Genomic DNA, 24312 nt, shown 5'->3' on the forward strand with positions numbered 1-24312 from the left:
TTATTCATAAAGTCAGCTTTCCATACATAAATCTGTAATGACATATAGTTTGGGAGGGGGAAAAGAAGTGGCAACAGATCATTCATTACGTTTTTCATTAAAAGAATCTGTTTGGTTCCAAAAAGGACAGGAAGTCGAAGAACTTTTGTCAATTTCGTTAGATCCAGACGTTGAGATAGAAGAGCTTGATCATGAAGTTATCGTGAGAGGGCAATTAGATTTAACGGGAGAGTACGTTGCGCGGCAAGATGATTCGGCTTATTCATTAAGAGATTTATCGCCAGCGAAGTCGATTGATTATGTAGAAACAAGGGAAGATGGGGTTAATGAACTTGTTCATTCCTTTCCGCTTGAAATATCAATTCCGAGAAACCGTGTGAAAGTAATTGAAGAACTATATGTATCTATTGAGGAGTTTGATTATGAATTAAAGGAAAATGGTTGCTTACAATTATTAGCGGATATATCTATCACTGGTTTATGTGATGAAGAAAGAATCGAGGATGAAGAGGAAGAAACAGCGTATGCTGAGTTAGAGGCTGATTCCGCACAAGAAGATGAAAATAGACCCGCCATGCACGTAGAAGAACCAGTCTATAAGGAATCAGATGAGTGGGAAGATTACGCATTTGAACCGTTTCAACTAGAGGAAAGAAAAGAGCAGGAAGTAGAGGAAGAGGAAATAGAAGAACATGAATTTGTGGAGCGTGAAGAGGAGAAAGAATCAACGCCACAATTTGAATTGTTCGGAAGAAAAGATTTCAAGAAAGAAAAAGCGAAAAAACAAGAAGAGCAAGAAGAAGAAACGTATTCACAGCGAGATGAAAATGCACTTTATTTAACGAAAATATTTACGAAAGAACCGGAAGAAGAATTTACAAAGTTAAGAATGTATTTCGTGCAAGAAGGGGATACAATCGAATCTGTTGCAGACCGTTATGAAACGTCTGTACAAAACTTATATCGTGTCAATCAAACAGAAGATATATATTTAACTGCGGGACAAATTATTTATATTCCTGTTTCAAGGGCAAAAGCGAAATAAGTGAGTGTTTTCACTCACTTATTTTCCTAAAGGCAATGTTTTGAATAGAAAGGGTTATTCGTATGGATATTGAATTACGAAATCGCTATGAACCCATTGTAAGGCAATATAGATTGGATACACAGCATATGGAAGAGCACGGAAGTGTAACGAAAATTTACACGAATCAAGGTCCGTATGCGCTCAAGAAAATAGAAGACGGGAAGTTAGAGCGGAATAACTTTTTGCACCATATTCAATATTTGAAGGAGAACGGTTTTTCAAATTATGTACCTATATACCATGCGACGGATGGAAATTATATTTTAAGTGACGGGACGTATAATTATTATTTAATGCCTTGGTTAGAACGTGCGGAAGGCAATGGCGAGGATAATGATCAATACCATAAAATGTTTCAAACTCTCGGGACGTTACATCAAAAAACGGTGAAAGAAGAAACGTATACAGAAGAAGATTTAGAAAAACATTATACAAATATATCCGATCGCTGGGAGAATGATGGTGAGATGTTAGAAGAGTTTCTCGTAGAATCTGAAGCGAAGTGGTATATGTCTCCGTTTGAATTGCAATATTGTACGTACTATCATCATGTAATGAGGGCGCGTGAGTTTGCAATGAAGCAATTAACTGAGTGGAACGATGCGATGAAAGAAAAAGAAAAAACACGTATTACTTTTGTACATGGTAACGTATCGCTTAATCATTTCTTATTTGATTATGAACGGAATGGCTATTTTATTAGTTTAGAAAAATCGAAGTTTGCCACACCGGTGCAAGATATAGTAGGGTTTTATTCTCGGTCTTTAAATACGTATCCAATTGCGCGAAGTGATCGGTTTGAATGGTATCAAATGTACCAAAAAAATTTCCCTTTTACGAAAGAAGAGCAACTACTCATGTTTGCGTATATGACGTATCCATCGCAATTTATTCGGCAAATCCAGTCTTATAAGAAAAGAAGAGGGAGTCGCAATAAGGAAAATGAACTTCTCGGAGTAAAGAGCTTACAACAATCGCATTGGCTCGTTAGCAATATAGAATATTTCCTTTCGCAATTACAAGCTGCCCAGCAAGGGAACGGATAAAGTGAAACTTTAATCAGTGGGGGTCTTACTGCCCGCAAATAGCGGGATAAAGAAGATAAGTAGAGGATGCTACTTATCTTCTTTTTTTGCCCAAAAAGCCGTAGTATTAAATTTATCTTGACGAATAGGGTTTCGTTTTTTACACTATTGTATATAATAATTAACAATCATATAAATGCCTTGAAGGGGAAGAGTATAACAAGAAACGTCTTCAGAGAGGAGAATCATTAGCTGGGAGATTCTCTAGATAGTTATGTTAGAAGGTAGCCCTGGAGCATCTTTTCTGAACGGAATAGTTCTTATTAGGAAAAGACGGATTTGTCCGTTATCAAATTAAGAGTATAAGCAAATTCCTGAATTTGTTTGTAAATAAAGGTGGTACCGCGATGTCCCTCGTCCTTTTTGGATGAGGGGCATTTTTTATTTTAAGGAGGGAAAATAATGTCAAATACGGAAAAGAATTTACCAACTAAATATGATCATATGTCCGTTGAAGAAGGCCTTTATCAATGGTGGCTTGAAGGCAAATATTTCGAAGCAACAGGAGATGAGAAGAAACAACCATACACAATTGTAATTCCACCTCCGAACGTAACTGGTAAGTTACACTTAGGTCATGCTTGGGATACAACTCTTCAAGATATTTTAACTCGTACGAAGCGTATGCAAGGTTACGATGTATTATGGCTTCCAGGAATGGACCATGCGGGTATCGCAACACAAGCGAAAGTAGAAGGAAAACTTCGTGAAGAAGGTATTTCACGTTACGATCTTGGCCGTGAGAAATTCCTTGAAAAAGCTTGGGAATGGAAAGAGGAATACGCGTCTCACATTCGTCAACAATGGGGGAAAGTTGGTTTAGGACTAGACTATTCTCGCGAACGTTTCACATTAGATGAAGGTTTATCTGATGCGGTTAATAAAGTATTCGTTCAATTATACGAAAAAGGCTTAATTTACCGCGGTGAATATATTATCAACTGGGACCCAGCAACACGCACAGCTCTTTCTGATATTGAAGTAATTCATAAAGAAGTTCAAGGTGCATTCTACCATATGAACTATCCGTTAACAGATGGTTCTGGTCATATTCGTCTTGCGACTACTCGTCCAGAAACGATGCTTGGTGATACAGCAGTAGCGGTTCATCCAGAAGACGATCGTTACAAACATTTAATCGGAAAAACAGTTACACTTCCAATCGTAGGCCGTGAGATTCCGATTATTGCTGATGAGTACGTAGAAAAAGATTTCGGAACAGGCGTTGTAAAAATTACACCAGCTCATGACCCGAATGACTTTGAAGTAGGTAACCGTCATGACTTACCACGTATCTTAGTAATGGACGAAGACGGATCAATGAACGAAAAAGCTGGTAAGTATAACGGTATGGATCGTTTCGAATGCCGTAAAGCGTTAGTGAAGGACTTACAAGAAGCGGGCGTATTAGTAGAAATTGAGCCTCATATGCATTCAGTAGGTCATAGTGAGCGTAGTGGTGCAGTTGTTGAGCCTTACTTATCAACACAATGGTTCGTAAAAATGGCTCCACTTGCTGAGAAGGCAGTAGAGCTTCAACAAAAAGAAGAAGAGAAAGTAACGTTCGTACCAGAGCGTTTCGAAAACACATATTTACGCTGGATGGAAAACATTCACGACTGGTGTATTTCTCGTCAATTATGGTGGGGACACCGCATTCCAGCTTGGTATCATAAAGAAACTGGTGAAGTATACGTAGGTACAGAAGAGCCAGCAGATATTGAAAACTGGAATCAAGATAACGACGTACTGGATACATGGTTCAGTTCAGCGTTATGGCCGTTCTCAACACTTGGCTGGCCGGATGAAGATTCAGCAGACTTCAAACGTTACTATTCAACAGATGCACTAGTAACGGGTTATGACATCATCTTCTTCTGGGTATCTCGTATGATTTTCCAAGGTTTAGAGTTTACAGGCGAGCGTCCGTTTAAAGATGTATTAATTCACGGTTTAGTTCGTGATGAGCAAGGACGTAAAATGAGTAAATCTCTTGGTAACGGTATTGATCCAATGGATGTTATCGAGAAGTACGGTGCAGATGCAATGCGCTATTTCTTATCAACAGGAAGCGCACCAGGTCAAGATTTACGTTTCAGTATGGAAAAAGTAGAGTCTACTTGGAACTTCATTAATAAAATTTGGAACGCATCACGTTTCGTATTAATGAACATGGATGATATGAAGTATGAAGAAATCGATTTAACTGGGGAAAAATCAGTTGCGGATAAGTGGATTTTAACTCGCTTAAACGAAACAATCGAAAGCGTAACGCGTAACATGGATAAATATGAGTTCGGTGAAGCTGGTCGTTCATTATACAACTTCATTTGGGACGATTTCTGTGACTGGTACATTGAAATGGCGAAACTGCCACTATATGGTGAAGATGAAGCAGCTAAGAAAACAACTCGTTCTATTTTAGCTTACGTATTAGACCAAACAATGCGTCTATTACACCCATTCATGCCATTCGTAACAGAGAAGATTTGGCAACATTTACCGCATGAAGGCGAATCTATTACAGTAGCAGCATGGCCAACAGTTCGCGAAGATTTACAAGATACAGAAGCTGCGGCAGAAATGCACCTTCTAGTTGATATCATTCGCTCTGTTCGTAACATCCGTGCAGAAGTTAATACGCCAATGAGCAAAAAAGTTCAAATGCAAATTAAAGCAAAAGATGAGGCTGTACTTGCTCAACTTACGAAAAACAGCTCTTACATTGAGCGTTTCTGTAACCCAAGCGAATTAATAATTCAAACGGATTTACAAGCACCAGAAAAAGCAATGACTGCAATCGTATCAGGTGCAGAGTTATTCTTACCGTTAGCTGATCTTATCAATCTTGATGAAGAGAGAGCACGTCTTGAGAAAGAATTTGAGAAGTTCGACAAAGAAGTAGAACGTGTACAGAAGAAACTTTCAAACCAAGGTTTCGTAGCGAAAGCTCCTGCAGCAGTTATTGACGGAGAGCGTGCGAAAGAGCAAGACTACCTAGAAAAACGTGAAGCAGTTCGCCAACGTCTAGCAGATCTTGAAAAGTAAAATATTTTTTAGAGGCTCACTATATTGGTGAGTCTCTTTTCTTTGCGTATAATAGGAGTATGAAGGTTGTCTTTTGAAAGGGGAAAGCATACGTGATACATACATACGAAGAAGCGATAGGGTGGATTCATAGCCGATTGAAGTTTGGTATTAAACCAGGATTAGAAAGAATGAGATGGATGCTAGAAGAGCTCGGAAATCCAGAGCGTCACATAAAATGTGTTCATCTTGCTGGTACAAATGGAAAAGGTTCAACGTTAACATATATGCGCTACATGTTAGAAGATGCAAAATATAAGGTAGGAACATTTACCTCTCCATATATTGAAACATTTAACGAACGTATTAGTGTGAACGGGACACCAATTGCAGATGAAGAGATTACTGAACTTGTAAAGATGGTAAAGCCAGTCGTTGAAAAACTAGATGGGACAGATTTAGGGGAAGCGACTGAGTTTGAAATTATTACTGTTATGGCAATTTGTTATTTCGGTAAAGTTAATTTCTGTGATGTTGTTTTATTTGAAACAGGGCTTGGAGGGCGTTTTGATTCTACGAATGTTATTCATCCTGTTCTCACGATTATTACAAATATCGGCCACGATCATATGCATATTTTAGGGAATACACTAGGAGAAATTGCATATGAAAAGGCGGGGATTATTAAGTCTGGTGTTCCGGTTATTACTGGTGTACGAGATGAGGAAGCATTGCAAGTCATTCAAAAAGTTGCAAAGGAAAATCATGCAAACTTATACGAGATGGGCAAGCATTTTACAGTGTTACATAAACAGTCTGGCGAAGATGGAGAACAGTTCGATTTCATTTGTCCTTTCGCCACCTTTGAAGATGTGCGAATCTCAATGAAAGGTGTTCACCAAGTAGGAAACGCAGCACTTGCACTTATGGCAGTCATGTATGTCAAAACATACTTATCATTTTTAATTGAGGAAGAAGAAATAAGAACTGGATTACAGGAAGCGTATTGGATTGGGCGATTTGAAAAACTGCAAAGCAATCCAGATATTATTATAGATGGTGCCCATAACCCAGAAGGTATCGAAAGTCTTGTGAAAACAGTAGAATCACATTACAAAAATAAAAATGTAATAGTTTTATTTACTGCCCTAGGTGATAAACAATTGCATAATATGGTAGATCAATTAGAAACCATTGCCGATGAAATTATTTTTACAACATTCGCCTTTGATCGTGCTATTTCTGCTGACAAGCTTGCATCGTATTCAAAGAAAGAGTCAAAACTAGTTTTTGAAAATTGGAAAGAGGCAATTGATACGAAGGTTGAAATGATTGGAGAAAATGATGTTTTTATCATAACAGGTTCTCTTTATTTCATTTCGGAAGTTCGAAAATATATTTGCGAGAAAAACTAGATAGTCTTTGCTATCTAGTTTTTTTGTTCTACAAATGAAGTCAAATGCATACATATAAGATAAATATATAGGGTTATTTGGCGAATTCCTCTGACAAATATCTCGTTTTTTTGTGAAATGAATATGATATGATGCGGACAACGATAAGAGGTGAGGTGTGAGTGTATGGACAAGCAATCACGAACGATCTCAGTGAAAGTGAATGGAACCGAAGCGAAATATGAGGAGAAGAAGAAAGATGAATTTGAATGGATGGTAGTAGAAAGTGAAAGACCGAAAAACGTTGTTCCGTTTCAAAAAGCGAAATTGGTGTCTAAGGAAAAAAAACGAAAGAAGTGGAGCAATACGTTAATTGCAATCGTTGCAACTGCGATTGTTATTGGTACGGCTTTTGGGATGGGAATGCTACAGTTACTTAAAGGACAAGGTGCGACAGGGGGAAGCGAAGTAACAGCTTCGAAGCAGATGCGAAATGAAGAATCAAAGGTGGGCGGAACGGCAGAACAAACACCGGCACCAAAAGAGGAAAAACAAAAAGCACAGACAGGAACGTCATTAGATCCAATGAAATTATTTTTTGTGCAAGGAGGGATTTATTCTTCCGAAGAAAAGGGACAGGCCGCTCTTGAAGAGTGGAAAGGTAATGGAGGCGTTGCAGCTTTAAAACTGAGCGGTGATAAGTATGCATTAGTTGTTGGTATTGCTAGCGATGAACAAGGCATAAATCAATTAATGATGCAGTATAAAAATGATAATGTCTCCGTATTGAAAAAGAACTGGGATATAACAGATAAAGCATTACTTAAAGATGATAAAGAAGTTGGGGCATTTTTAACAAAAGTACAGCCATTATATACTCATTTAGCAAAATATGCTTCCAGCGTACAAGCTAGTGGAAAAAGTAATGCAAAAGATATAGGTGCGATTGAAAAAGAGTGGAAAGCAATTGAAAAAGAAGGGAAAAGTATGAAGCAGGAAGAAGCAAAGAAATTGTATATGTATACGTCAATAGCTGTGCAAACAGTGAAGGATGGAAAAGGTGATAAGGAATCTTTGGCGAAATTAAATCAAGTTATTATTGATGGTATACTTTCATATGAAAAAATTGTTTCCCAAAAGGTGAAATAATAGGATAATGAAGTGACGAAGGAAGAAGTATAGGTACTTCTTTCTTTTCTTTTGAATTTAGAGCAAAGTGCTTTCTCTATGGTAGGAATATAATCGTATTTTAGTAAAAAGTATTATTTTATTTAGAGAAAATAATACTTCTTTCATTTGTGGACAAACTATTCCTTTGATACGATTGATGTAAATGATTCTGCTTCATGTGAGAAAGGAAGGAGAAAATATGAGAAAAATTATTTTAGCATCAGGATCACCTCGCAGGAAGGAACTGCTTGAGTTAGCGGATGTACCATTTGAAATCATTGTAAGTGAAGTAGAAGAGACGATTGGTGCGTACTCATCACCTTCTGATATCGTTATGTCCCTCGCCCTGCAAAAAGCATCTGCGGTAGCAGAAAAGAATAGTGATTACATTGTGTTAGGTGCAGACACAATTGTTACATATGAATCGCGTATTCTTGGAAAGCCTTCTAATGAGGCTGAGGCGAAAGAAATGTTGCAATTATTATCAGGGAAAACACATGAAGTGTATACTGGTGTTGCAATTATAGCAAAAGACAAAACAGTCACTTTTTACGAGCGTACAGAAGTTACGTTTTGGGAATTAACAGAAGAGGAAATTGACGTATATGTTGCATCAAAAGAACCTCTTGATAAAGCAGGAAGTTATGGAATTCAAGGTAAAGGATCTATTTTTGTTCAACATATTCAAGGGGACTACTATAGTGTAGTCGGGTTACCAATTTCACGTCTTGTTCGGGAATTAAAACAATTTAATATTGATGTAACCCATGCGTAAAATTGCATGGGATTTTCTTTGAGAGAACAAATAAAAGGGGTGGAGAAATGAACGGTATTCGTGATGTTGTCAAAGAAGAACAGCCACGGGAGCGTTTATTGTTAGAAGGAGCTGGAAGTTTATCGAATCGGGAGCTTCTTGCTGTGTTACTTAGAACAGGTTCTAAAGAAGAAACAGTTTTAAAGTTATCAGATAAAATTTTACATCACTTTGATGGTTTACGTATGTTGAAAGATGCAACGTTAGAAGAGCTTGTCAGTATACATGGTGTTGGGATTGCAAAGGCAGCCCAGCTTATAGCTGCTTTTGAACTTGGTAGAAGAATGGTACGTTTAGAATATCAAAATAGATACAGCATTCGAAGCCCAGAAGATTGTGCGAGATATATGATGGAAGAAATGCGCTTCCTGCAACAGGAGCATTTTGTATGTTTATATTTGAACACAAAAAATCAAGTTATACATAGGCAAACGGTTTTCATTGGAAGTTTAAACACATCAATTGTACATCCAAGAGAAGTTTTTAAAGAAGCGTTCCGCCGCGCAGCAGCCTCTATCATATGTCTTCATAACCACCCTTCAGGAGACCCCACGCCGAGCCGAGAGGATATTGAAGTAACGAAACGCTTAGTAGAATGCGGCCAGATTATCGGAATTGAAGTGCTTGACCATATTATAATAGGTGACCATAAATTCGTGAGTTTAAAGGAAAAAGGTCATATTTAAGACTATGCTTTTTACTTATTTTGTTTTATAATGTGATTTATGAGTTTTTTGTAGAAATTTATCTACAAAAAGGATAAAGATATAAAAAACGTACTGTTTTTATAATATAAAGTAAGAAAAAATGAGTCCGTGAAAACAAGAAAGGAAGATAAATAATATGTTTGGATTTGGTGGCTTTACTCGCGATCTTGGAATAGATTTAGGAACTGCGAACACGCTTGTATATGTAAAAGGAAAAGGTGTAGTTTTACGTGAACCTTCAGTAGTAGCGTTACAAACTGATACGAAACAAATCGTTGCTGTAGGTAGCGATGCAAAACAAATGATTGGTCGTACACCAGGAAACGTTGTGGCACTTCGCCCGATGAAAGACGGTGTAATTGCTGATTACGAAACGACAGCAACAATGATGAAATATTACATTCAACAAGCTCAAAAATCAAATGGATTCTTCTCACGTAAGCCTTACGTAATGGTATGTGTACCTTCTGGTATTACAGCTGTAGAAAGACGTGCAGTAATCGATGCGACTCGTCAAGCGGGTGCTCGTGATGCTTATCCAATCGAAGAACCATTTGCAGCAGCAATTGGTGCGAACTTACCTGTTTGGGAACCAACTGGTAGTATGGTTGTTGATATCGGTGGCGGTACAACAGAAGTTGCAATCATTTCTTTAGGTGGTATTGTAACAAGTCAATCAGTTCGTGTTGCTGGTGATGATATGGACGATTCAATCATTCAGTACATTAAGAAAAGCTATAACTTAATGATTGGTGAAAGAACGGCTGAAGCATTAAAATTAGAAATCGGTTCTGCAGGCGAGCCAGAAGGTATCGAGCCTATGGAAATTCGCGGTCGTGATTTAGTAAGTGGTTTACCAAAAACAGTACTAATTCAGCCAGAAGAAATTGCAGATGCATTAAAAGATACAGTAGATGCAATTGTAGAATCTGTTAAAAATACGTTAGAGAAAACTCCACCTGAATTAGCGGCAGACATTATGGACCGTGGTATCGTATTAACAGGTGGCGGAGCATTACTACGTAATTTAGATAAAGTGATTAGTGAAGAAACAAATATGCCAGTCCTTGTTGCAGAAGACCCATTAGATTGCGTAGCAATTGGAACGGGTAAAGCATTAGACAATATCGATCTTTTCAAAACTGCTGCTCGATAATATTGCAAAATAAAAATCAATGAAATTAAGAGGGTGTGAACGTGCCACAGTTTTTCTTAAACAAAAGATTAATTGTTTTGTTAGTTAGTATTATTCTTCTCGTGGCATTGATTGGAATCTCATTGAAAGAACGGAACAGTTTAACATGGCCAGAGCAGTTTGTTAAAGACACTGTCGGTGTTGTAGAACGTGTATTCCAAAAGCCAGCGAAATACGTAGCTGGATTCTTCGAAAATGTAGAGGATGTAAAGCGCACGTATGAAGAGAATAAAGAATTAAAAGCAAAATTAGATAATTATGCAGGTCTATCAGGGAAAGTAAAACAATTAGAAGATGATAAAAAGAAGTTACAAGAGTTAACGGGTAAAAAAGAGTTGCCTAGTGATTATACTGAAATTCCAGCTACTGTCGGTTCTCGTAACCCGGATAAATGGTACGATCTAGTTGGAATTGATAAAGGGGCACAGCAAGGAATTAAAAAAGATATGGCTGTAGTAACTTCACAAGGTTTAGTTGGACGAGTGAAAAGTGTATCTCAGTTTACATCATCAGTAGAATTGCTAAGCTCTATGAGCCGAACAAATCGTGTTTCTGCTATCGTACAAGGTGATGAGAAAATCTTCGGATTGATTGAAGGTTACGACAAAGAAAAGCACTTACTTCTTTTTACAAAGATCGGCTCTGATGCTCAGGTAGCGAAAGATCAATTAGTTGTAACATCTGGACTGGGTGATATTTTCCCGAAAGGTCTTGTAATTGGAACAATCGTTGATGTTCAGCCGGATCCATACGGTTTAACAAAAACAGCTTATGTAAAACCTGCCGCTGATTTGAATGACGTAGAGCATGTTATGGTTGCGAAACGTGCAATACCTTCAGCGCCATTAGATTAGGAGGGGGAGAAGAGATGATGAAGATTTTAAAAAGAGCAGCTCTTCCTCTTTTGCTCCTTTTTGTTTTTCTATTTGAAAATATGTTTGCTACTATTGTTCCGACAGAGGTTTTTTGGAAAGACGGTATAGCAGCACCTCATTTCTTTATAATTGTATTATGTTTTATTACTGTGTACTATAGTCCGGTTCAAGGGATTTATTACGGACTCTTATTTGGTTTCTTATTTGATACCGTATACACAGAACTTGTCGGTATATATATATTTGCGTATCCGATTTTAGCTTATTTAGTTTATAGTGTGATGAAGATACTACAATTGAATTTATTTATTGTTGCTTCTATTGTACTAGCTAGCATTGTAGCACTAGAGTATTATGTGTATGGATTTTTAACTTTGTTAGGACGTACTCATATGTCAGCGTATGTCTTTTTCACAGATCGTCTCCTGTCTACTTTATTGCTAAATGCAATTTTCTTATTGATAGTTTGTTTCCCACTGAGACGATATTTAGTGCGTCTTTCAAAAGCGATGGAAGAAAAAGAAAAAAGGATTTTCTAATTTTATGTCGAATTGAATCGGTGGGGTGAACTTTAGTGGAAGAAAAAAAGCAACAAAATGTAACAATAAAAGGGACAAAAGACGGAATAACGCTTCATTTAGATGATTGTTGTTCATTCTCTGAATTACTGGAGGAACTGGATGAAAAGCTTTCTACACATTACTATGATGGTGATGGGCGCTCTTTAATTGAAGTGCATGTGAAAGTGGGAAATCGTTATTTAACAGAAGTCCAACAAGAAGAGATTCGTACGTTAATTCGTAATAAAAAGAATCTTGTTGTGGATTCAATTGAAAGTGATGTTATAACGAAAGCAGAAGCAATAGCTTGGAAAGAAGAAACAGAAATTGTCCCTATTTCCAAAATTGTTCGCTCTGGACAAGTTTTACATGTAAAAGGAAATTTATTGTTAATTGGAGATGTTAATCCAGGCGGAACGGTTATCGCTGGGGGGAATATTTTTGTCGTAGGATCATTAAGAGGAATTGCGCATGCTGGGTATTATGGGGATTCGGATGCCGTAATCGCTGCATCTGATATGAACCCGATGCAACTTCGAATTAGTGATGTGGCAATGCGGGCTCCGGAAGAGAAAGAAGACGGAGCGGAGGCGGCAGAATGTGCGTATATTAATGAGAACAATCACATTGTTGTCGATCGACTGCAACTTCTCACTCATCTTAGACCTAATTTAACAAAGTTAGAAAGGGGAATTGTATAGCTGTGGGAGAGGCAATAGTAATTACATCTGGAAAAGGCGGAGTAGGTAAAACTACAACGTCTGCGAACATTGGTACAGCCCTGGCGTTATCTGGAAAGAAAGTGTGCTTAATTGACACAGATATCGGTCTTCGAAACTTAGACGTAGTAATGGGGCTGGAAAATCGTATTGTATTTGATCTTGTTGATGTCGTTGAAGGGCGTTGCCGTTTACCTCAGGCGCTTATTAAAGATAAGCGTTTTGATGATCTTTATTTATTACCTGCAGCACAAACGAGTGATAAATCAGCGGTAACACCTGAACAAATGGATGAATTAATACAAGTATTACGTCAAGATTATGATTACATATTAATTGATTGTCCTGCGGGGATTGAGCAGGGATTTAAAAATGCGGTAGCTGGTGCGGATAAAGCAATCGTTGTTACGACGCCAGAAGTATCCTCAATGCGCGATGCGGATCGTATTATCGGGCTTTTAGAAAAAGAGGATATTGAACCACCAAAACTTGTTATTAATCGTGTGCGTAGTCATATGCTTCATGAGCAGGATATGTTAGATGTTGATGAAATCGTACGTACATTGTCAATCGAGCTTCTTGGTGTTGTCGAGGATGATGATGAAGTTATTCGTGCTACAAATACAGGTGAACCTGTAGCGTTGCAACCGAGCGGAAAAGCAGCGTTAGCTTATCGTAATATTGCAAGACGCTTGTTGGGTGAGAATGTACCATTGCAAGCATTTGGACAAGAAAAGGTATCGGTATTTACAAAGATGAAAAACTTCTTTGGAATCCGTTAAAAGCACTTCGCACATATGCGAAGTGCTTTCTTTTTTCTTCACACGAATATCTTCCTTTCTTAGCTCATACATATGTACAAACTGTATACAACTGTTTCTATTTAAATTAGCTTAACGAAAGAAAGGAGACAGTATGAAGAATAGTCGTGTAGAAGAAATTAAAAAACGGATTGCGAAAAGGAAGGCAGAGCAAGAAAGGATGGAGGAAGAGCAGTATTTTGCTGGAGGGAATTTTGATAGTGAAACAGTATTTATTGAAGAAGGAGAAAAGGAAATTCATCCTTTATTTCGAAAAGAAGTATTTTTCTTCAAATTTTTGTTATCAGCAATATTAGTTCTTTCTGTCGCTATTTTATATAAGAATGCACCCTCTTCTTTCGACGGTGCTAAAGCTGTTACAGAAAAAGTGATGAAAGAAGAATTTCAGTTTGCTACTGTAGCGAAATGGTACGAAAAGCAGTTTGGAAAACCGCTCGTATTTTATTCACCTACTGAGAAAAAAGAAGGAACTATTCAGCAAAAAGATTATGCCATCCCTGCTTCTGGAAAGGTGATGCAAGGGTTTCAAAAAAATGGCCAAGGTGTATTTGTTCAAACAGCTATAAATGCAACTGTTGAGTCAGTGAATGAAGGGCTAGTTGTTTTTGCAGGCAAGAAAGAGGAACTTGGTAATACGGTTCAAATTCAGCATGCAGATGGAACAGAATCGTGGTATGCGAATTTAAATGACATGACAGTGAAATTATATGATTACGTTTCAAAGAAACAAAAAATTGGAACGGTGAATAATGATGCGAATAATAAAAATGGTAAGTTTTATTTCGCGATAAAAAAGAATGAAAAATTTATTGACCCGATTCAGGTGATTTCATTTGATTAAATATAGAGAAGTTTTAACGAAGATTTCAGTGCATCCGTTGTTTTGGGTTATTATTGTCATTGGTATTTTTACGGCACGTTTTAAAGAGTTACTACTGTTATTTTGTATCGTTCTTATCCATGAACTTGGGCATGCCTTTGCGGCGGCACACTACAATTGGCGTATTAAAAAGATTCAACTTTTACCGTTTGGTGGTGTGGCTGAGCTTGAGGAGCATGGGAATAAGTCATTGAAAGAGGAGCTTGTTGTTGTAATTGCAGGGCCTATACAACATATTTGGATGATGGTGGTAGGTTATATAGTCTTTGAAGCTGGTTGGCTGGGTGCGGATTTATATTATTTCTTTATATGGAATAATATAATTATTTTAGCATTTAATTTACTACCTATTTGGCCGCTTGATGGTGGAAAAGTATTGTTTAACGTATTATCATATCGTTTTCCTTATTTACAAGCACATGAAAAGATGATGAAATTATCATGTGTTTTTTTTAGTGTAATACTAGTGTGGCAGTTACTTTGGAATAGTAACAATATTATGATGTGGGTACTACTCATATTTTTAGCGGTGTCGTTATATCAAGAGTGGAAACAAAGACAGTATGCCTTTATGCGTTTTTTATTAGAACGTTATTATGGGAACAAAAGAGGAATTGAAAAGATTGCACCTATTGAAGTGCAATCAGAAGATCATTTATATAAGATATTCACAAAATTTCGTAGAGGGTATAAGCACTCTATTATCGTCCATGGAAAATATAAAGAACATTACACATTGGATGAAAATGAATTACTCTATGCGTATTTTACTGAAAAACGAACAACTTCATCTGTTGAAGAATTAATCGGTTAGTGTTGACGATAGCACTAACCTTTTATTATTGTAAAAGCAAAGAAGATTATAAAGTGAGGAAAGAATTTTGAAAACGTTATATATGAACTATGCAGGATCGGAAAAACGCGTTGCAATTGAAGAGAAGAAAAAAATTGTTGAGTTTTTATGGAAACGAAATGAAGAACAAGAGATTGTTGGGCATATTTATGTTGGACGTATCGTAAGAACGATTGCTGGAATGAACGCAGCTTTTGTAAACATCGGTTTAGAAAAACATGCGTACCTTTCATACGATGATGTACCATCTTCTTATCGTATACATGAAGGGCAAGCAGTACTCGTGCAAGTTGTGAAAGAGGCAATTGATACGAAAGGGCCGAAATTGACGGCGAACGTAGAATTTACCGGGAAATATGTCGTTTATATGCCATATGATGAAATGCGTGCGGTTTCTCGGAAAATAAAAAACAATAAAAGAAGGCAACAGCTACTCCAAATTGAGGTAGAAGGGACAGGAGGTTATATTTTCCGCTCTGCTTCTGAAAAAGGAGAAATTGAAGAAATACAAGCTGAAATGCAAAGTTTACAGCAGTTATATGAAGAGCTAAAAAGAAAAGAGGGCCAAGGAAAGGCACCGTTACTACTTCATCGACCGGCGACCTTTTTAGATCGTGTATTCCAAGAGAATCCGATTGAAACGATTGAAAAAGTAGTTGTAGATACAAGAAGTATAGTAAAAGAATTAGAAGAAAAGGTCGGAAAAGAAAAAGTATCTTTTTATAATGAAAGATCTTCAATGTTTAACCATTTTGGAATAGAGCGTGAGATCGAGAAAGCACTTCAAAAAATTGTGTGGCTCCCGAATGGTGCTTATTTAATTGTGGAACAAATGGAGACGATGACTGTAATTGATGTGAATACGGGCAAGTTTACTGGAAAACAGAATTTACAAGATACAGTCCTTCGTACAAATGAAGTGGCAGCTGAAGAGATTGCACGTCAATTAAGACTGCGTGATATCGGTGGTATGATATTAATTGATTTTATTAATATGAAAAGAAGAGAAGATAAAGAAAAGGTAAGAGAATGTCTGATGGCTGCTATGCAAAATGATCGCACATATACAAGAGTGCTCGGTTTTACAGAGTTAGGGATTTTGGAGATGACACGTAAACGTAAGAAACATTCTTTACGCGACGTATTACTAGAAGAGTGTGTACCTTGCAAAGCGACGGGGTATGTAATGTCATATGAAACAATTGCGTATGAGTTAGAGAGAGAGCTAATCACATATGGAAATATAGAGGATGAGGCAGTATTAATCGCTGCGCCTAAAAAGTTGCAAAAACAATTTTTGCAAAAAGAATTACAAAAAAATATTCCATTTGAAATTTATTTCAAAGATGATATGATCGAAAAGTACGCAATTATTCGTTTTGGAAGTAAAACAGAAATTGTAGAACGGAAAAAATAGTTAGCAGAACATTTATTGACAACCGTCTATGATTCATGATAACATCTTTATGTTATAGTTTATAGCACCTAAACGGCTATATGCTACAACCGCACAAGACAGGTTCCCTAAAGACATTTATGTCTACCTCGTTTTTGGCGAGTCTTAGTAATTAAGAGGAGGTGCAAGTATGTACGCAATTATCGAAACAGGTGGAAAACAAATTAAAGTTGAAGCTGGTCAAGCAATCTACATTGAAAAATTAGATGTTGAAGCTGGTGAAACTGTTACTTTTGACAAAGTTCTTTTCGTTGGTGGCGAAAACGTTAAAGTTGGTAGCCCAGTTGTAGAAGGTGCAACAGTTACTGCGAAAGTTGAAAAACAAGGTCGCGCTAAGAAAATTATCGTTTTCAAATACAAAGCGAAAAAGAACAATCGTAAGAAACAAGGTCATCGTCAACCTTACACTAAGCTAGTTGTTGAAGCTATCAACGCTTAATCCAGGTTAACATGATTAAAATTACGATAAGTCGCACGAAATTAGGAAGTATCCAATCATTTAAAATGACTGGACATGCCGATTATGCGCCACATGGACAAGATCTTGTCTGTGCTGGAACTACAGCGGTTGTGTTTGGTTCTATAAATGCAGTGGAAGAACTTTGTAATGTGCAGGCAACTATTGAACTCGGAAGTGATGGCGGATTCTTAACGTATGAATTGCCTAATGATTTAGACGTTCATGCAGCAGAAAAAGCACAAACGCTTTTAGAAGGATTGGTTGTTTCGCTTAAGACGATCGAACTTGATTACGGAAAGTATATCCGTTTAATAGAAAAAGTGCAGGAGGTGTAACGTATGTTAAGATTAGATCTTCAGTTTTTCGCATCTAAGAAAGGTGTAGGTAGTACAAAGAACGGTCGTGACTCTCAGTCAAAACGTCTTGGTGCTAAACGCGCAGATGGTCAAACGGTTTCAGGTGGTTCAATTCTTTACCGTCAACGCGGTACAAAAATTTATCCAGGTGTTAACGTTGGTCGTGGTGGCGATGACACTTTATACGCGAAAGTTGACGGCGTAGTACGCTTTGAGCGTCTTGGCCGTGACCGCAAACAAGTGAGCGTATATCCTGTTGCTCAAGAAGCATAAGAACTCACGGAAAACTCTAACCTGAGTGCAGGTTAGAGTTTTTCTATATTAAGGGGTATCTAAATGAATGAAAAATGGACAATTATAGATGCATTGCGTCATTCAAGACATGATTGGCTCAATCGTATGCAGATGGTGAAAGGAAACCTTTCCCTTGGAAAAGTGGAAGAGATTCATAGTCTCATCGATCGTTTTGTCCAAGAAGCGAGACAAGAATCCAATCTGATAGGGCTATCAATGCCTTTATTTTCAGAGTGGATTTTAACATATAATTGGAAACAGCAGCCGTGCTTATTGGAGTACGAAGTATTAGGGAAATTACATAACTTATCTCACTTAGATGAGACTGTATGTATATGGACGAATCAATTTTTCTCAATACTTCAGCATAGTTTAGACGTATATGTTGAAAATTATGTTTGTATCACAATTGAATGTGACGCGGAGAATGCTCGTTTCTTTTTTGATTTTCGTGGTAAGCTAACGAGTGTAGAAGAACTACAGAATTGGCTTGCGAACCAAAACAATAAATGGTATTCCATTTCTTATACAGTACGAGACGAAGAAGTCTCAGTTATATTACAACCAATCGAAAAAAGTGTGGTGAAATAATGTTTGTAGATCAGGTCAAGATATATGTAAAAGGCGGCGACGGTGGTAACGGAATGGTTGCGTATCGTCGTGAGAAGTATGTACCTAAAGGTGGCCCAGCAGGTGGCGACGGTGGTAAAGGTGCAGATGTTGTTTTTGTTGTTGAGGAAGGCTTACGTACATTAATGGACTTCCGCTACCAACGTCATTTCAAAGCTGATCGTGGTCAGCATGGAATGAGTAAAGGTCAGCATGGTCGTAAATCTGAAGATTTAATCGTAAAGGTTCCACCGGGAACAATAGTAAAAGATGAAAAAACAGGTGAAATTCTTGCCGATTTAGTAACGCATGGACAAACAGCTGTAATCGCAAAGGGTGGCCGCGGTGGTCGTGGTAACTCACGTTTCGCAACACCGACGAACCCAGCGCCAGAAATCGCTGAGAACGGTGAACCAGGTCAAGAACGTGATGTCACGCTAGAACTTAAAGTGCTAGCAGATGTTGGACTTGTTGGATTCCCAAGTGTAGGTAAATCTACATTATTATCTGTTGTATCATCAGCGCGTCCGAAAATTGCAGAGTATCACTTTACAACAATCGTTCCGAATCTTGGTGTTGTTGAAACTGGTGATAACCGCAGCTTCGTTATGGCTGACCTTCCTGGACTAATTGAAGGTGCACATGCCGGCGTCGGACTTGGACACCAATTCTTACGTCATATTGAGCGTACACGTGTAATCGTGCATGTTATCGATATGTCTGGTTTAGAAGGCCGTGAGCCATATGAAGATTATGTAACAATCAATAGTGAACTAAAAGAATACAATATGCGTTTAACTGAGCGTCCACAAGTTGTTGTCGCAAACAAAATGGATATGCCAGGTGCAGAAGAAAACTTACAAGCATTTAAAGAAAAATTGGGAGACGAAGTGAAAATTTTCCCAATCTCAGCTGTAACGAAACAAGGTGTTCGTGACTTACTATTTGAAGTAGCGAACTTATTAGAAACAACACCAGAATTCCCAATGTACGATGATGTAGAAGAATCTGAAGCAAGTGTAATGTACAAATTTGAATCTGAATCTAATTTTGAAATTACACGCGAAAGTGATGGCACATTTGTTATTTCTGGTTATGATATTGAGAAAACATTCAAAATGACAGACTTCTCACGTGATGAATCTGTACGCCGATTTGCTCGTCAAATGCGTGGAATGGGTATTGATGAAGCCCTTCGTGCACGTGGTGCAGTAGACGGAGATATTGTAAAAATTCTTGAATATCAATTTGAATTTATCGATTAAGACTGCCGAAATATGGCAGTCTTTTTTTATTGTAAATGTCTGATTCATATAGGGAAAAATACCCACTAATTAAATTTTCAATTTATAATAGAACAAGGAGTAGCTTTGGAAGAATTTTTTATGGGGAGAAAACGAACATGTATAAAATATTAATTGTAGAAGACGATGAAAAAATAGCGGGAATATTAGAGGAGCATTTAGAAAGGTATGGCTATCAATCATTTAGAGCAAGTGATTTACGTCATATAAAAGATGAGTTCGTGAAAATAAATCCTCATCTCGTATTACTGGATATTAATTTACCATATTTTGATGGTTTTTATTGGTGTCGTCAAATTCGTACTGTATCGAATGCGCCGATTATTTTTGTTTCTGCAAGAACAGGGGAAATGGATCAAGTAATGGCGATCGAGAATGGCGGAGATGATTACATTACGAAGCCATTCCATTTAGATATTGTAATGGCTAAGGTGAAAAGTGCACTTCGCCGTGGCTATGGTGAGTATGCCTCTGTTGCTGAGAGTGATTGTTTAGGTGTAAATGGACTGTTGTTATTTCCGTCCCAGCACATTGTTGAGTGGCAGGGGCAACAAACGGAGCTGACAAAAAATGAATTTTACTTATTAGAATGTTTAATGAAACAAGCAAATCAATATGTAACGCGTGAAGAACTGTTAGAAGCCCTGTGGGACGAGGTAGCTTTTGTTGATGATAATACATTAACCGTAAATGTAAAACGCGTAAGGAAGAAACTAGAGGAGCTAGGCATTCAAAATGCAATTGTAACGAAACGCGGATATGGTTATGCGCTTCTTACAGAGTGGGGCGAAGGGCATGAAGGTTAAAAATTACCTCATGGACCGTTTTTCTTTACTTCTTTCTTATATTATTAGCCTTTGTTTATTTGGGCTCGTTTTGCAGTTGCAAAGTTTTTTAGAAAAAAGATCCATTGATTGGAGTACGTGGTTATATGGGCTTTTATTAGGGACAGTTGTATTTACTGTATACCTCATTTACGATTATCGAAAAAGAAGTGTATTTTTAAAAAGAATCGAAAAATATGTTGCTAGCGGAAATACATTACACGACTCTTTACTTATTGATACTTCTTATACGTCAGAGCAAGAGATGGTTGTTGAATCGTTTACGCTATTAAGACAGCAATATATGAATGAAGTTCATAAACAATATGCGAAAGAACAACAGCAAATGATATTTATGAACCAATGGATTCATCAAATGAAAACACCAGTATCGGTTATAGAATTGCTATTACAAAAGTTTGGTAAAGAGCATCGTGAAGCAAGAGCAACAGTTGAAAGTATTCGTGAAGAAAATAACCGCATACTAAATGGTTTAGATTTAGCGTTACATATGGCAAGGTTAGAGCAGTTTGCGAAAGATTATAAAGTAGAAGTAGTAAATGTGATAGATATCATTAGGGGTATTATTAATGAAAATAGAAAATCTTTCATTCAATCGTCTGTATTTCCGAAAGTGATGTTTGAGGAAGATACTTGTATGGTTGCATCTGATAGAAAATGGCTCAGTATTGCTATAGGTCAAATTGTTGTAAATGCAATTAAGTATACGAAAATTTCAGAAGCAGAGAAAAAGGAAATCCAATTTCAAATTGAAGAGAAAGATCAAAAAGTGTTACTACATATTATGGACAATGGAATCGGTATTCCAGAGCAAGATGTAAAGCGTATATTTGATCCATTTTTTACGGGGATAAATGGCCGTAAAACGAGAGAAGCGACTGGAATGGGTTTATATATTACGAAGGAAATTTGCGATAATTTACATCATGGAATGTATGTGCAATCGGCTGAAGGGGAAGGGACAACATTCACGTTCCAATTTGCAAAAGATGAAGAATATCATACATTAATGAGAAAAATGACAAAACTGTAAGATAATAAAACGTTTTGTAAGGGAAATCACTCGTTTCTTTTTCTTATTTTTCTTATAGTAAGTGTAAGAAGAAAACACATAGGGGGACTAGAAATGAGTGTTCTTGAAGTAAAAGGATTAACAAAAGTGTACCAATCAAAAGGTTCAGTAGCGACGACTGCTTTAAACGATATAAATTTTAAAATAGAAGAAGGCGAATTTGTAGGAATTATGGGGCCTTCAGGGAGCGGGAAAACAACGCTTTTAAACTTATTAGCAACAATTGATAAGCAAACTTCAGGTCATGTGCTTGTAAATGGTGAAGAAATTAATCAAATGCGTGCTGCAAAATTAGCGGAGTTTCGTCGTACACATTTAGGATTCATCTTCCAGGATTTTAACTTACTTGATACGTTATCGATTAAAGAAAATATCATTTTACCACTTGTAATGGCGAAGAAATCTGTAAATGAAATCGATGCGAAAGTGCTTGAGATTGCAAAGTTTTTAAACATCGAAGAAATTTTAAATAAAAAAGTATATGAAGTGTCAGGCGGACAACAACAACGTGCAGCAGCAGCGAGAGCGATCATTCATGAACCTACGCTAATTTTAGCGGATGAGCCAACTGGAAACTTAGATTCGAAGTCAGCAAAATCATTAATGAGTGCGTTGCAAGATTTACATGAACAAAAGAAAGTGACAATTGCAATGGTAACGCATGATCCAGTGGCGGCGAGTTATTGTGAACGTATTCTTTTCATTCGCGACGGAGAAATTTTCTCGGAAATACATAAAGGAAGAACGAAACAAGCCTTTTTCCAAGAAATTCTGGACGTACTTGCGATGCTAGGAGGAGAATATCATGAACTTTCGCCAGCTCGCGCTTAATAACGTAAAAGGAAATTGGCGTAATTATAAAGCTTTCCTTATTAGTAGCTGTTTATCGATTGTCGTATTTTTCATGTATGCTTCCTTTATTTATCATCCAGATGTCGTAAGTGGTAATATTAGTATGAGGGAGATGATCTCAAAAGGGCTAGAATCGATGAATTATATTGTAGTCATCTTCTCAGCACTCTTTATTTTATATGCAAATTCAACATTTTTACGAGCAAGAAAAAAAGAGTTTGGTCTATTAACATTAATAGGTGGAACAAAATCTCAACTTGGCCGAATGATTATATTAGAACAGCTTATGTTAGGTAGCATTGCAATTGTAGTAGGTATTGGGCTTGGCATGCTTTGTTCAAAGTTATTTTTCCAAGCATTAAGCGTAATATTGAAAATAGATAAAACACTTCCACTCGTATGGAATAGTAAAGCAGTTTTGATTACAGCAGGTGTATACTTTATTCTATTTTTAATCTTATCATTGTTTAGTGTTTGGACAGTAGGGCGCTTGCAAATTATTGATTTATTAAGAGAAGCAAGAAAACAAAAAGTAGAACCTTTTGCATTTACATCGTTATGTGTAGTTGGTATAGGATGTATTATTGTTGCATATGTACTGAGCTTCCAAGTGACATTTATGAATTTTATCATTCTGTTTTTACCGATTGTAGGGCTGACGATAGGCGGAACTTATTTACTGTTTACACAAGGTAGTACAGTCGTATTAAAAGCATTGCAAAAAAGAAAAAGATCTTTTTATACATATCCAAATATGTTCGTACTTAGCAATCTTATTTATAAAATGAAAGATAATGCTCGTTTTCTATTTGTAATTTCTATCATTACGGCCGTTGTATCTTCAGCAGTTGGTACACTGTACGTATTTTTTGAGGATATGAGTTATAAGGCAGTAACTAGTACCCCGCATGCTATTTCGTATGAGGAAAAGGGAATAAATACGCATAATGTCATAAAAGAAGGAAAGGCAAAAGAATTAATAAAAAAACACGGATTTGAAGAAGCGCGAGAAGTAATGTACGTAAAACTTCCTGGAACTCAAAAAATCACGATGTTTAACAGTGAACATGAAGTACCGATGGCGATTGTTTCAGAAAAAGAATATAATGCTGAAGTACGTAAACAAAAGAGAGAGCAAGTTAGAGAAGTTCATAATGCACCAGGTAGTGCAACGATGGTCGTAATGGATATGGCGAACGATATGATGAAGATAGATCGTACGAAACCGTATGAAATTAAAATTAACGGACAAACGCAGTCTGTTCAATTAAATGATCCAACTTCATTTTCTGTTTTTAATGATAGTGAATATCTCATTGTGAATGATCAAGATTTTGAGAAATACGCAAAGCTCGTACCAGATGAAGAAAAGACGAAATATTACGGTTATTATATAGAAGACTGGAAAAGTACGGAAGACCTTGTGTTAGATTTGAAAAAGGAAATTGCACCAGATAAGCAAGGGGAATTAAATAACTCGGTGTTTGCTTATAAAAATATAAGGGAATCAGGAGCAATTACGATGTTTATCGGTTTCTTCGTAGCTGTACTGTTCTTCTTTTTCGCTTGTAGTATGACATACTTTAAATGGTTTAACGATAAAGAACAAGATCGTATTCAATTTAAATCGTTAAAGAGAATCGGTATGACAGATAAAGAAATTCGTAAAATTGCGATTCGACAAATGGGCGTTATCTTCTTTATCCCAATTTTGATCGGTGCAATTCATAGTGGATTTGCTCTTCATACGTTAGGGAAAATGCTTTATATTGATTTATGGAAATCAGGTGCGATTGTAATTGGAGCATACATTGTAGCTTCTGCGATTTACTTTATGATCGCGCAAAGGGGATATTTGAAACACGTGCAAAGCTAGA

24 protein-coding genes and 2 other annotated features are annotated in these 24312 nt (G+C 37.0%); all 24 genes read left to right on the forward strand.

The window, feature by feature from the left end; genetic code table 11:
• Positions 1-67: 67 nt before the first annotated feature.
• The 24 genes from spoVID (at position 68) to AC1Q8N_RS09235 (ending at position 24311) form a co-directional block, all read left to right on the forward strand.
• A complete protein-coding gene (gene spoVID / locus AC1Q8N_RS09120; RefSeq protein ID WP_048541357.1) occupies positions 68-1045 on the forward strand; it encodes a stage VI sporulation protein D in 978 nt (325 codons plus the stop codon).
• Positions 1046-1107: 62 nt separating this feature from the next.
• Positions 1108-2133, forward strand: a complete 1026-nt coding sequence (gene ysxE, locus AC1Q8N_RS09125) for a spore coat protein YsxE (RefSeq protein WP_048541358.1) — start codon at positions 1108-1110, stop codon at positions 2131-2133.
• Positions 2134-2304: 171 nt separating this feature from the next.
• Positions 2305-2537: a binding site (T-box leader), on the forward strand.
• A gap of 37 nt (positions 2538-2574) precedes the next feature.
• On the forward strand, positions 2575-5220 hold the full coding sequence (locus AC1Q8N_RS09130; protein ID WP_493521170.1) for a valine--tRNA ligase: 2646 nt from the start codon (positions 2575-2577) through the stop codon (positions 5218-5220).
• A 92-nt stretch (positions 5221-5312) separates the two neighbouring features.
• Positions 5313-6614, forward strand: a complete 1302-nt coding sequence (locus AC1Q8N_RS09135) for a bifunctional folylpolyglutamate synthase/dihydrofolate synthase (protein ID WP_048541360.1) — start codon at positions 5313-5315, stop codon at positions 6612-6614.
• A gap of 165 nt (positions 6615-6779) precedes the next feature.
• Positions 6780-7742: a stage II sporulation protein B gene (locus tag AC1Q8N_RS09140; protein ID WP_098642472.1), complete on the forward strand. Its 963-nt coding sequence runs from the start codon at positions 6780-6782 to the stop codon at positions 7740-7742.
• Between the two features lie 220 nt (positions 7743-7962).
• Positions 7963-8538, forward strand: coding sequence for a Maf family protein (locus AC1Q8N_RS09145; protein WP_048541366.1), 576 nt, complete (start codon positions 7963-7965; stop codon positions 8536-8538).
• Positions 8539-8585: 47 nt separating this feature from the next.
• Positions 8586-9263, forward strand: a complete 678-nt coding sequence (radC, locus tag AC1Q8N_RS09150) for a DNA repair protein RadC (protein WP_046958808.1) — start codon at positions 8586-8588, stop codon at positions 9261-9263.
• 157 nt (positions 9264-9420) lie between these two features.
• The gene (gene mreB / locus AC1Q8N_RS09155) at positions 9421-10440 is read left to right on the forward strand and encodes a cell shape-determining protein MreB (RefSeq protein ID WP_000466737.1); all 1020 of its coding nucleotides are present in this window, start codon (positions 9421-9423) and stop codon (positions 10438-10440) included.
• 41 nt (positions 10441-10481) lie between these two features.
• Positions 10482-11333 carry a rod shape-determining protein MreC gene (mreC, locus tag AC1Q8N_RS09160; protein WP_493521171.1) on the forward strand — a complete coding sequence of 284 codons (852 nt, stop codon included), beginning with the start codon at positions 10482-10484 and terminating at the stop codon, positions 11331-11333.
• A gap of 14 nt (positions 11334-11347) precedes the next feature.
• Positions 11348-11893, forward strand: a complete 546-nt coding sequence (gene mreD / locus AC1Q8N_RS09165) for a rod shape-determining protein MreD (RefSeq protein ID WP_000975755.1) — start codon at positions 11348-11350, stop codon at positions 11891-11893.
• A gap of 35 nt (positions 11894-11928) precedes the next feature.
• On the forward strand, positions 11929-12615 hold the full coding sequence (minC, locus tag AC1Q8N_RS09170) for a septum site-determining protein MinC (RefSeq protein ID WP_000391511.1): 687 nt from the start codon (positions 11929-11931) through the stop codon (positions 12613-12615).
• Positions 12616-12617: 2 nt separating this feature from the next.
• Positions 12618-13415, forward strand: coding sequence for a septum site-determining protein MinD (gene minD, locus AC1Q8N_RS09175; protein WP_000503312.1), 798 nt, complete (start codon positions 12618-12620; stop codon positions 13413-13415).
• A gap of 133 nt (positions 13416-13548) precedes the next feature.
• Positions 13549-14295 (forward strand): stage IV sporulation protein SpoIVFA, encoded by a 747-nt coding sequence (gene spoIVFA / locus AC1Q8N_RS09180; protein WP_048541370.1) that lies wholly within the window; start codon positions 13549-13551, stop codon positions 14293-14295.
• A complete protein-coding gene (gene spoIVFB, locus AC1Q8N_RS09185; protein ID WP_000599080.1) occupies positions 14288-15148 on the forward strand; it encodes a stage IV sporulation intramembrane metalloprotease SpoIVFB in 861 nt (286 codons plus the stop codon). Before spoIVFA ends, spoIVFB begins: the two co-directional genes overlap by 8 nt.
• A gap of 67 nt (positions 15149-15215) precedes the next feature.
• Positions 15216-16604 carry an Rne/Rng family ribonuclease gene (locus AC1Q8N_RS09190; RefSeq protein ID WP_098642473.1) on the forward strand — a complete coding sequence of 463 codons (1389 nt, stop codon included), beginning with the start codon at positions 15216-15218 and terminating at the stop codon, positions 16602-16604.
• Between the two features lie 77 nt (positions 16605-16681).
• Positions 16682-16759: a sequence feature (ribosomal protein L21 leader region), on the forward strand.
• A 14-nt stretch (positions 16760-16773) separates the two neighbouring features.
• Positions 16774-17082 carry a 50S ribosomal protein L21 gene (gene rplU / locus AC1Q8N_RS09195; RefSeq protein ID WP_000270907.1) on the forward strand — a complete coding sequence of 103 codons (309 nt, stop codon included), beginning with the start codon at positions 16774-16776 and terminating at the stop codon, positions 17080-17082.
• 11 nt (positions 17083-17093) lie between these two features.
• A complete protein-coding gene (locus AC1Q8N_RS09200; protein ID WP_001973720.1) occupies positions 17094-17438 on the forward strand; it encodes a ribosomal-processing cysteine protease Prp in 345 nt (114 codons plus the stop codon).
• A gap of 3 nt (positions 17439-17441) precedes the next feature.
• Positions 17442-17732, forward strand: coding sequence for a 50S ribosomal protein L27 (gene rpmA, locus AC1Q8N_RS09205; protein ID WP_000944957.1), 291 nt, complete (start codon positions 17442-17444; stop codon positions 17730-17732).
• Between the two features lie 63 nt (positions 17733-17795).
• Complete coding sequence (locus AC1Q8N_RS09210) at positions 17796-18344, forward strand: sporulation initiation phosphotransferase B (RefSeq protein ID WP_001003578.1); 549 nt, start codon at positions 17796-17798, stop codon at positions 18342-18344.
• Positions 18344-19627: a GTPase ObgE gene (gene obgE, locus AC1Q8N_RS09215; RefSeq protein WP_000497119.1), complete on the forward strand. Its 1284-nt coding sequence runs from the start codon at positions 18344-18346 to the stop codon at positions 19625-19627. The genes AC1Q8N_RS09210 and obgE overlap by 1 nt, the downstream gene beginning before the upstream one ends.
• Before the next feature lie 137 nt (positions 19628-19764).
• The gene (locus AC1Q8N_RS09220) at positions 19765-20472 is read left to right on the forward strand and encodes a response regulator transcription factor (RefSeq protein WP_000276710.1); all 708 of its coding nucleotides are present in this window, start codon (positions 19765-19767) and stop codon (positions 20470-20472) included.
• Entirely contained in the window at positions 20462-21544 is a 1083-nt protein-coding gene (locus tag AC1Q8N_RS09225; protein ID WP_098079535.1) for a HAMP domain-containing histidine kinase, read from the forward strand. The genes AC1Q8N_RS09220 and AC1Q8N_RS09225 overlap by 11 nt, the downstream gene beginning before the upstream one ends.
• 93 nt (positions 21545-21637) lie before the next feature.
• Complete coding sequence (locus tag AC1Q8N_RS09230) at positions 21638-22414, forward strand: ABC transporter ATP-binding protein (protein ID WP_000114530.1); 777 nt, start codon at positions 21638-21640, stop codon at positions 22412-22414.
• Entirely contained in the window at positions 22389-24311 is a 1923-nt protein-coding gene (locus AC1Q8N_RS09235) for an ABC transporter permease (protein WP_098681302.1), read from the forward strand. Before AC1Q8N_RS09230 ends, AC1Q8N_RS09235 begins: the two co-directional genes overlap by 26 nt.
• Position 24312: the final 1 nt, after the last annotated feature.

It is taken from the genome of Bacillus sp. GW823-FHT06B01 (genome assembly GCF_058952315.1).

Excerpts from the sequence above, each read along its gene's own strand:
- ysxE (WP_048541358.1), top strand. The coding sequence starts at position 1,108 with ATGGATATTGAATTACGAAATCGCTATGAACCCATTGTAAGGCAATAT.
- AC1Q8N_RS09130 (WP_493521170.1), top strand. The coding sequence starts at position 2,575 with ATGTCAAATACGGAAAAGAATTTACCAACTAAATATGATCATATGTCC.
- AC1Q8N_RS09140 (WP_098642472.1), top strand. The coding sequence starts at position 6,780 with ATGGACAAGCAATCACGAACGATCTCAGTGAAAGTGAATGGAACCGAA.
- AC1Q8N_RS09145 (WP_048541366.1), top strand. The coding sequence starts at position 7,963 with ATGAGAAAAATTATTTTAGCATCAGGATCACCTCGCAGGAAGGAACTG.
- radC (WP_046958808.1), top strand. The coding sequence starts at position 8,586 with ATGAACGGTATTCGTGATGTTGTCAAAGAAGAACAGCCACGGGAGCGT.
- mreB (WP_000466737.1), top strand. The coding sequence starts at position 9,421 with ATGTTTGGATTTGGTGGCTTTACTCGCGATCTTGGAATAGATTTAGGA.
- mreD (WP_000975755.1), top strand. The coding sequence starts at position 11,348 with ATGATGAAGATTTTAAAAAGAGCAGCTCTTCCTCTTTTGCTCCTTTTT.
- spoIVFA (WP_048541370.1), top strand. The coding sequence starts at position 13,549 with ATGAAGAATAGTCGTGTAGAAGAAATTAAAAAACGGATTGCGAAAAGG.
- rplU (WP_000270907.1), top strand. The coding sequence starts at position 16,774 with ATGTACGCAATTATCGAAACAGGTGGAAAACAAATTAAAGTTGAAGCT.
- AC1Q8N_RS09200 (WP_001973720.1), top strand. The coding sequence starts at position 17,094 with ATGATTAAAATTACGATAAGTCGCACGAAATTAGGAAGTATCCAATCA.
- rpmA (WP_000944957.1), top strand. The coding sequence starts at position 17,442 with ATGTTAAGATTAGATCTTCAGTTTTTCGCATCTAAGAAAGGTGTAGGT.
- AC1Q8N_RS09210 (WP_001003578.1), top strand. The coding sequence starts at position 17,796 with ATGAATGAAAAATGGACAATTATAGATGCATTGCGTCATTCAAGACAT.
- obgE (WP_000497119.1), top strand. The coding sequence starts at position 18,344 with ATGTTTGTAGATCAGGTCAAGATATATGTAAAAGGCGGCGACGGTGGT.
- AC1Q8N_RS09220 (WP_000276710.1), top strand. The coding sequence starts at position 19,765 with ATGTATAAAATATTAATTGTAGAAGACGATGAAAAAATAGCGGGAATA.
- AC1Q8N_RS09225 (WP_098079535.1), top strand. The coding sequence starts at position 20,462 with ATGAAGGTTAAAAATTACCTCATGGACCGTTTTTCTTTACTTCTTTCT.
- AC1Q8N_RS09230 (WP_000114530.1), top strand. The coding sequence starts at position 21,638 with ATGAGTGTTCTTGAAGTAAAAGGATTAACAAAAGTGTACCAATCAAAA.
- AC1Q8N_RS09235 (WP_098681302.1), top strand. The coding sequence starts at position 22,389 with ATGAACTTTCGCCAGCTCGCGCTTAATAACGTAAAAGGAAATTGGCGT.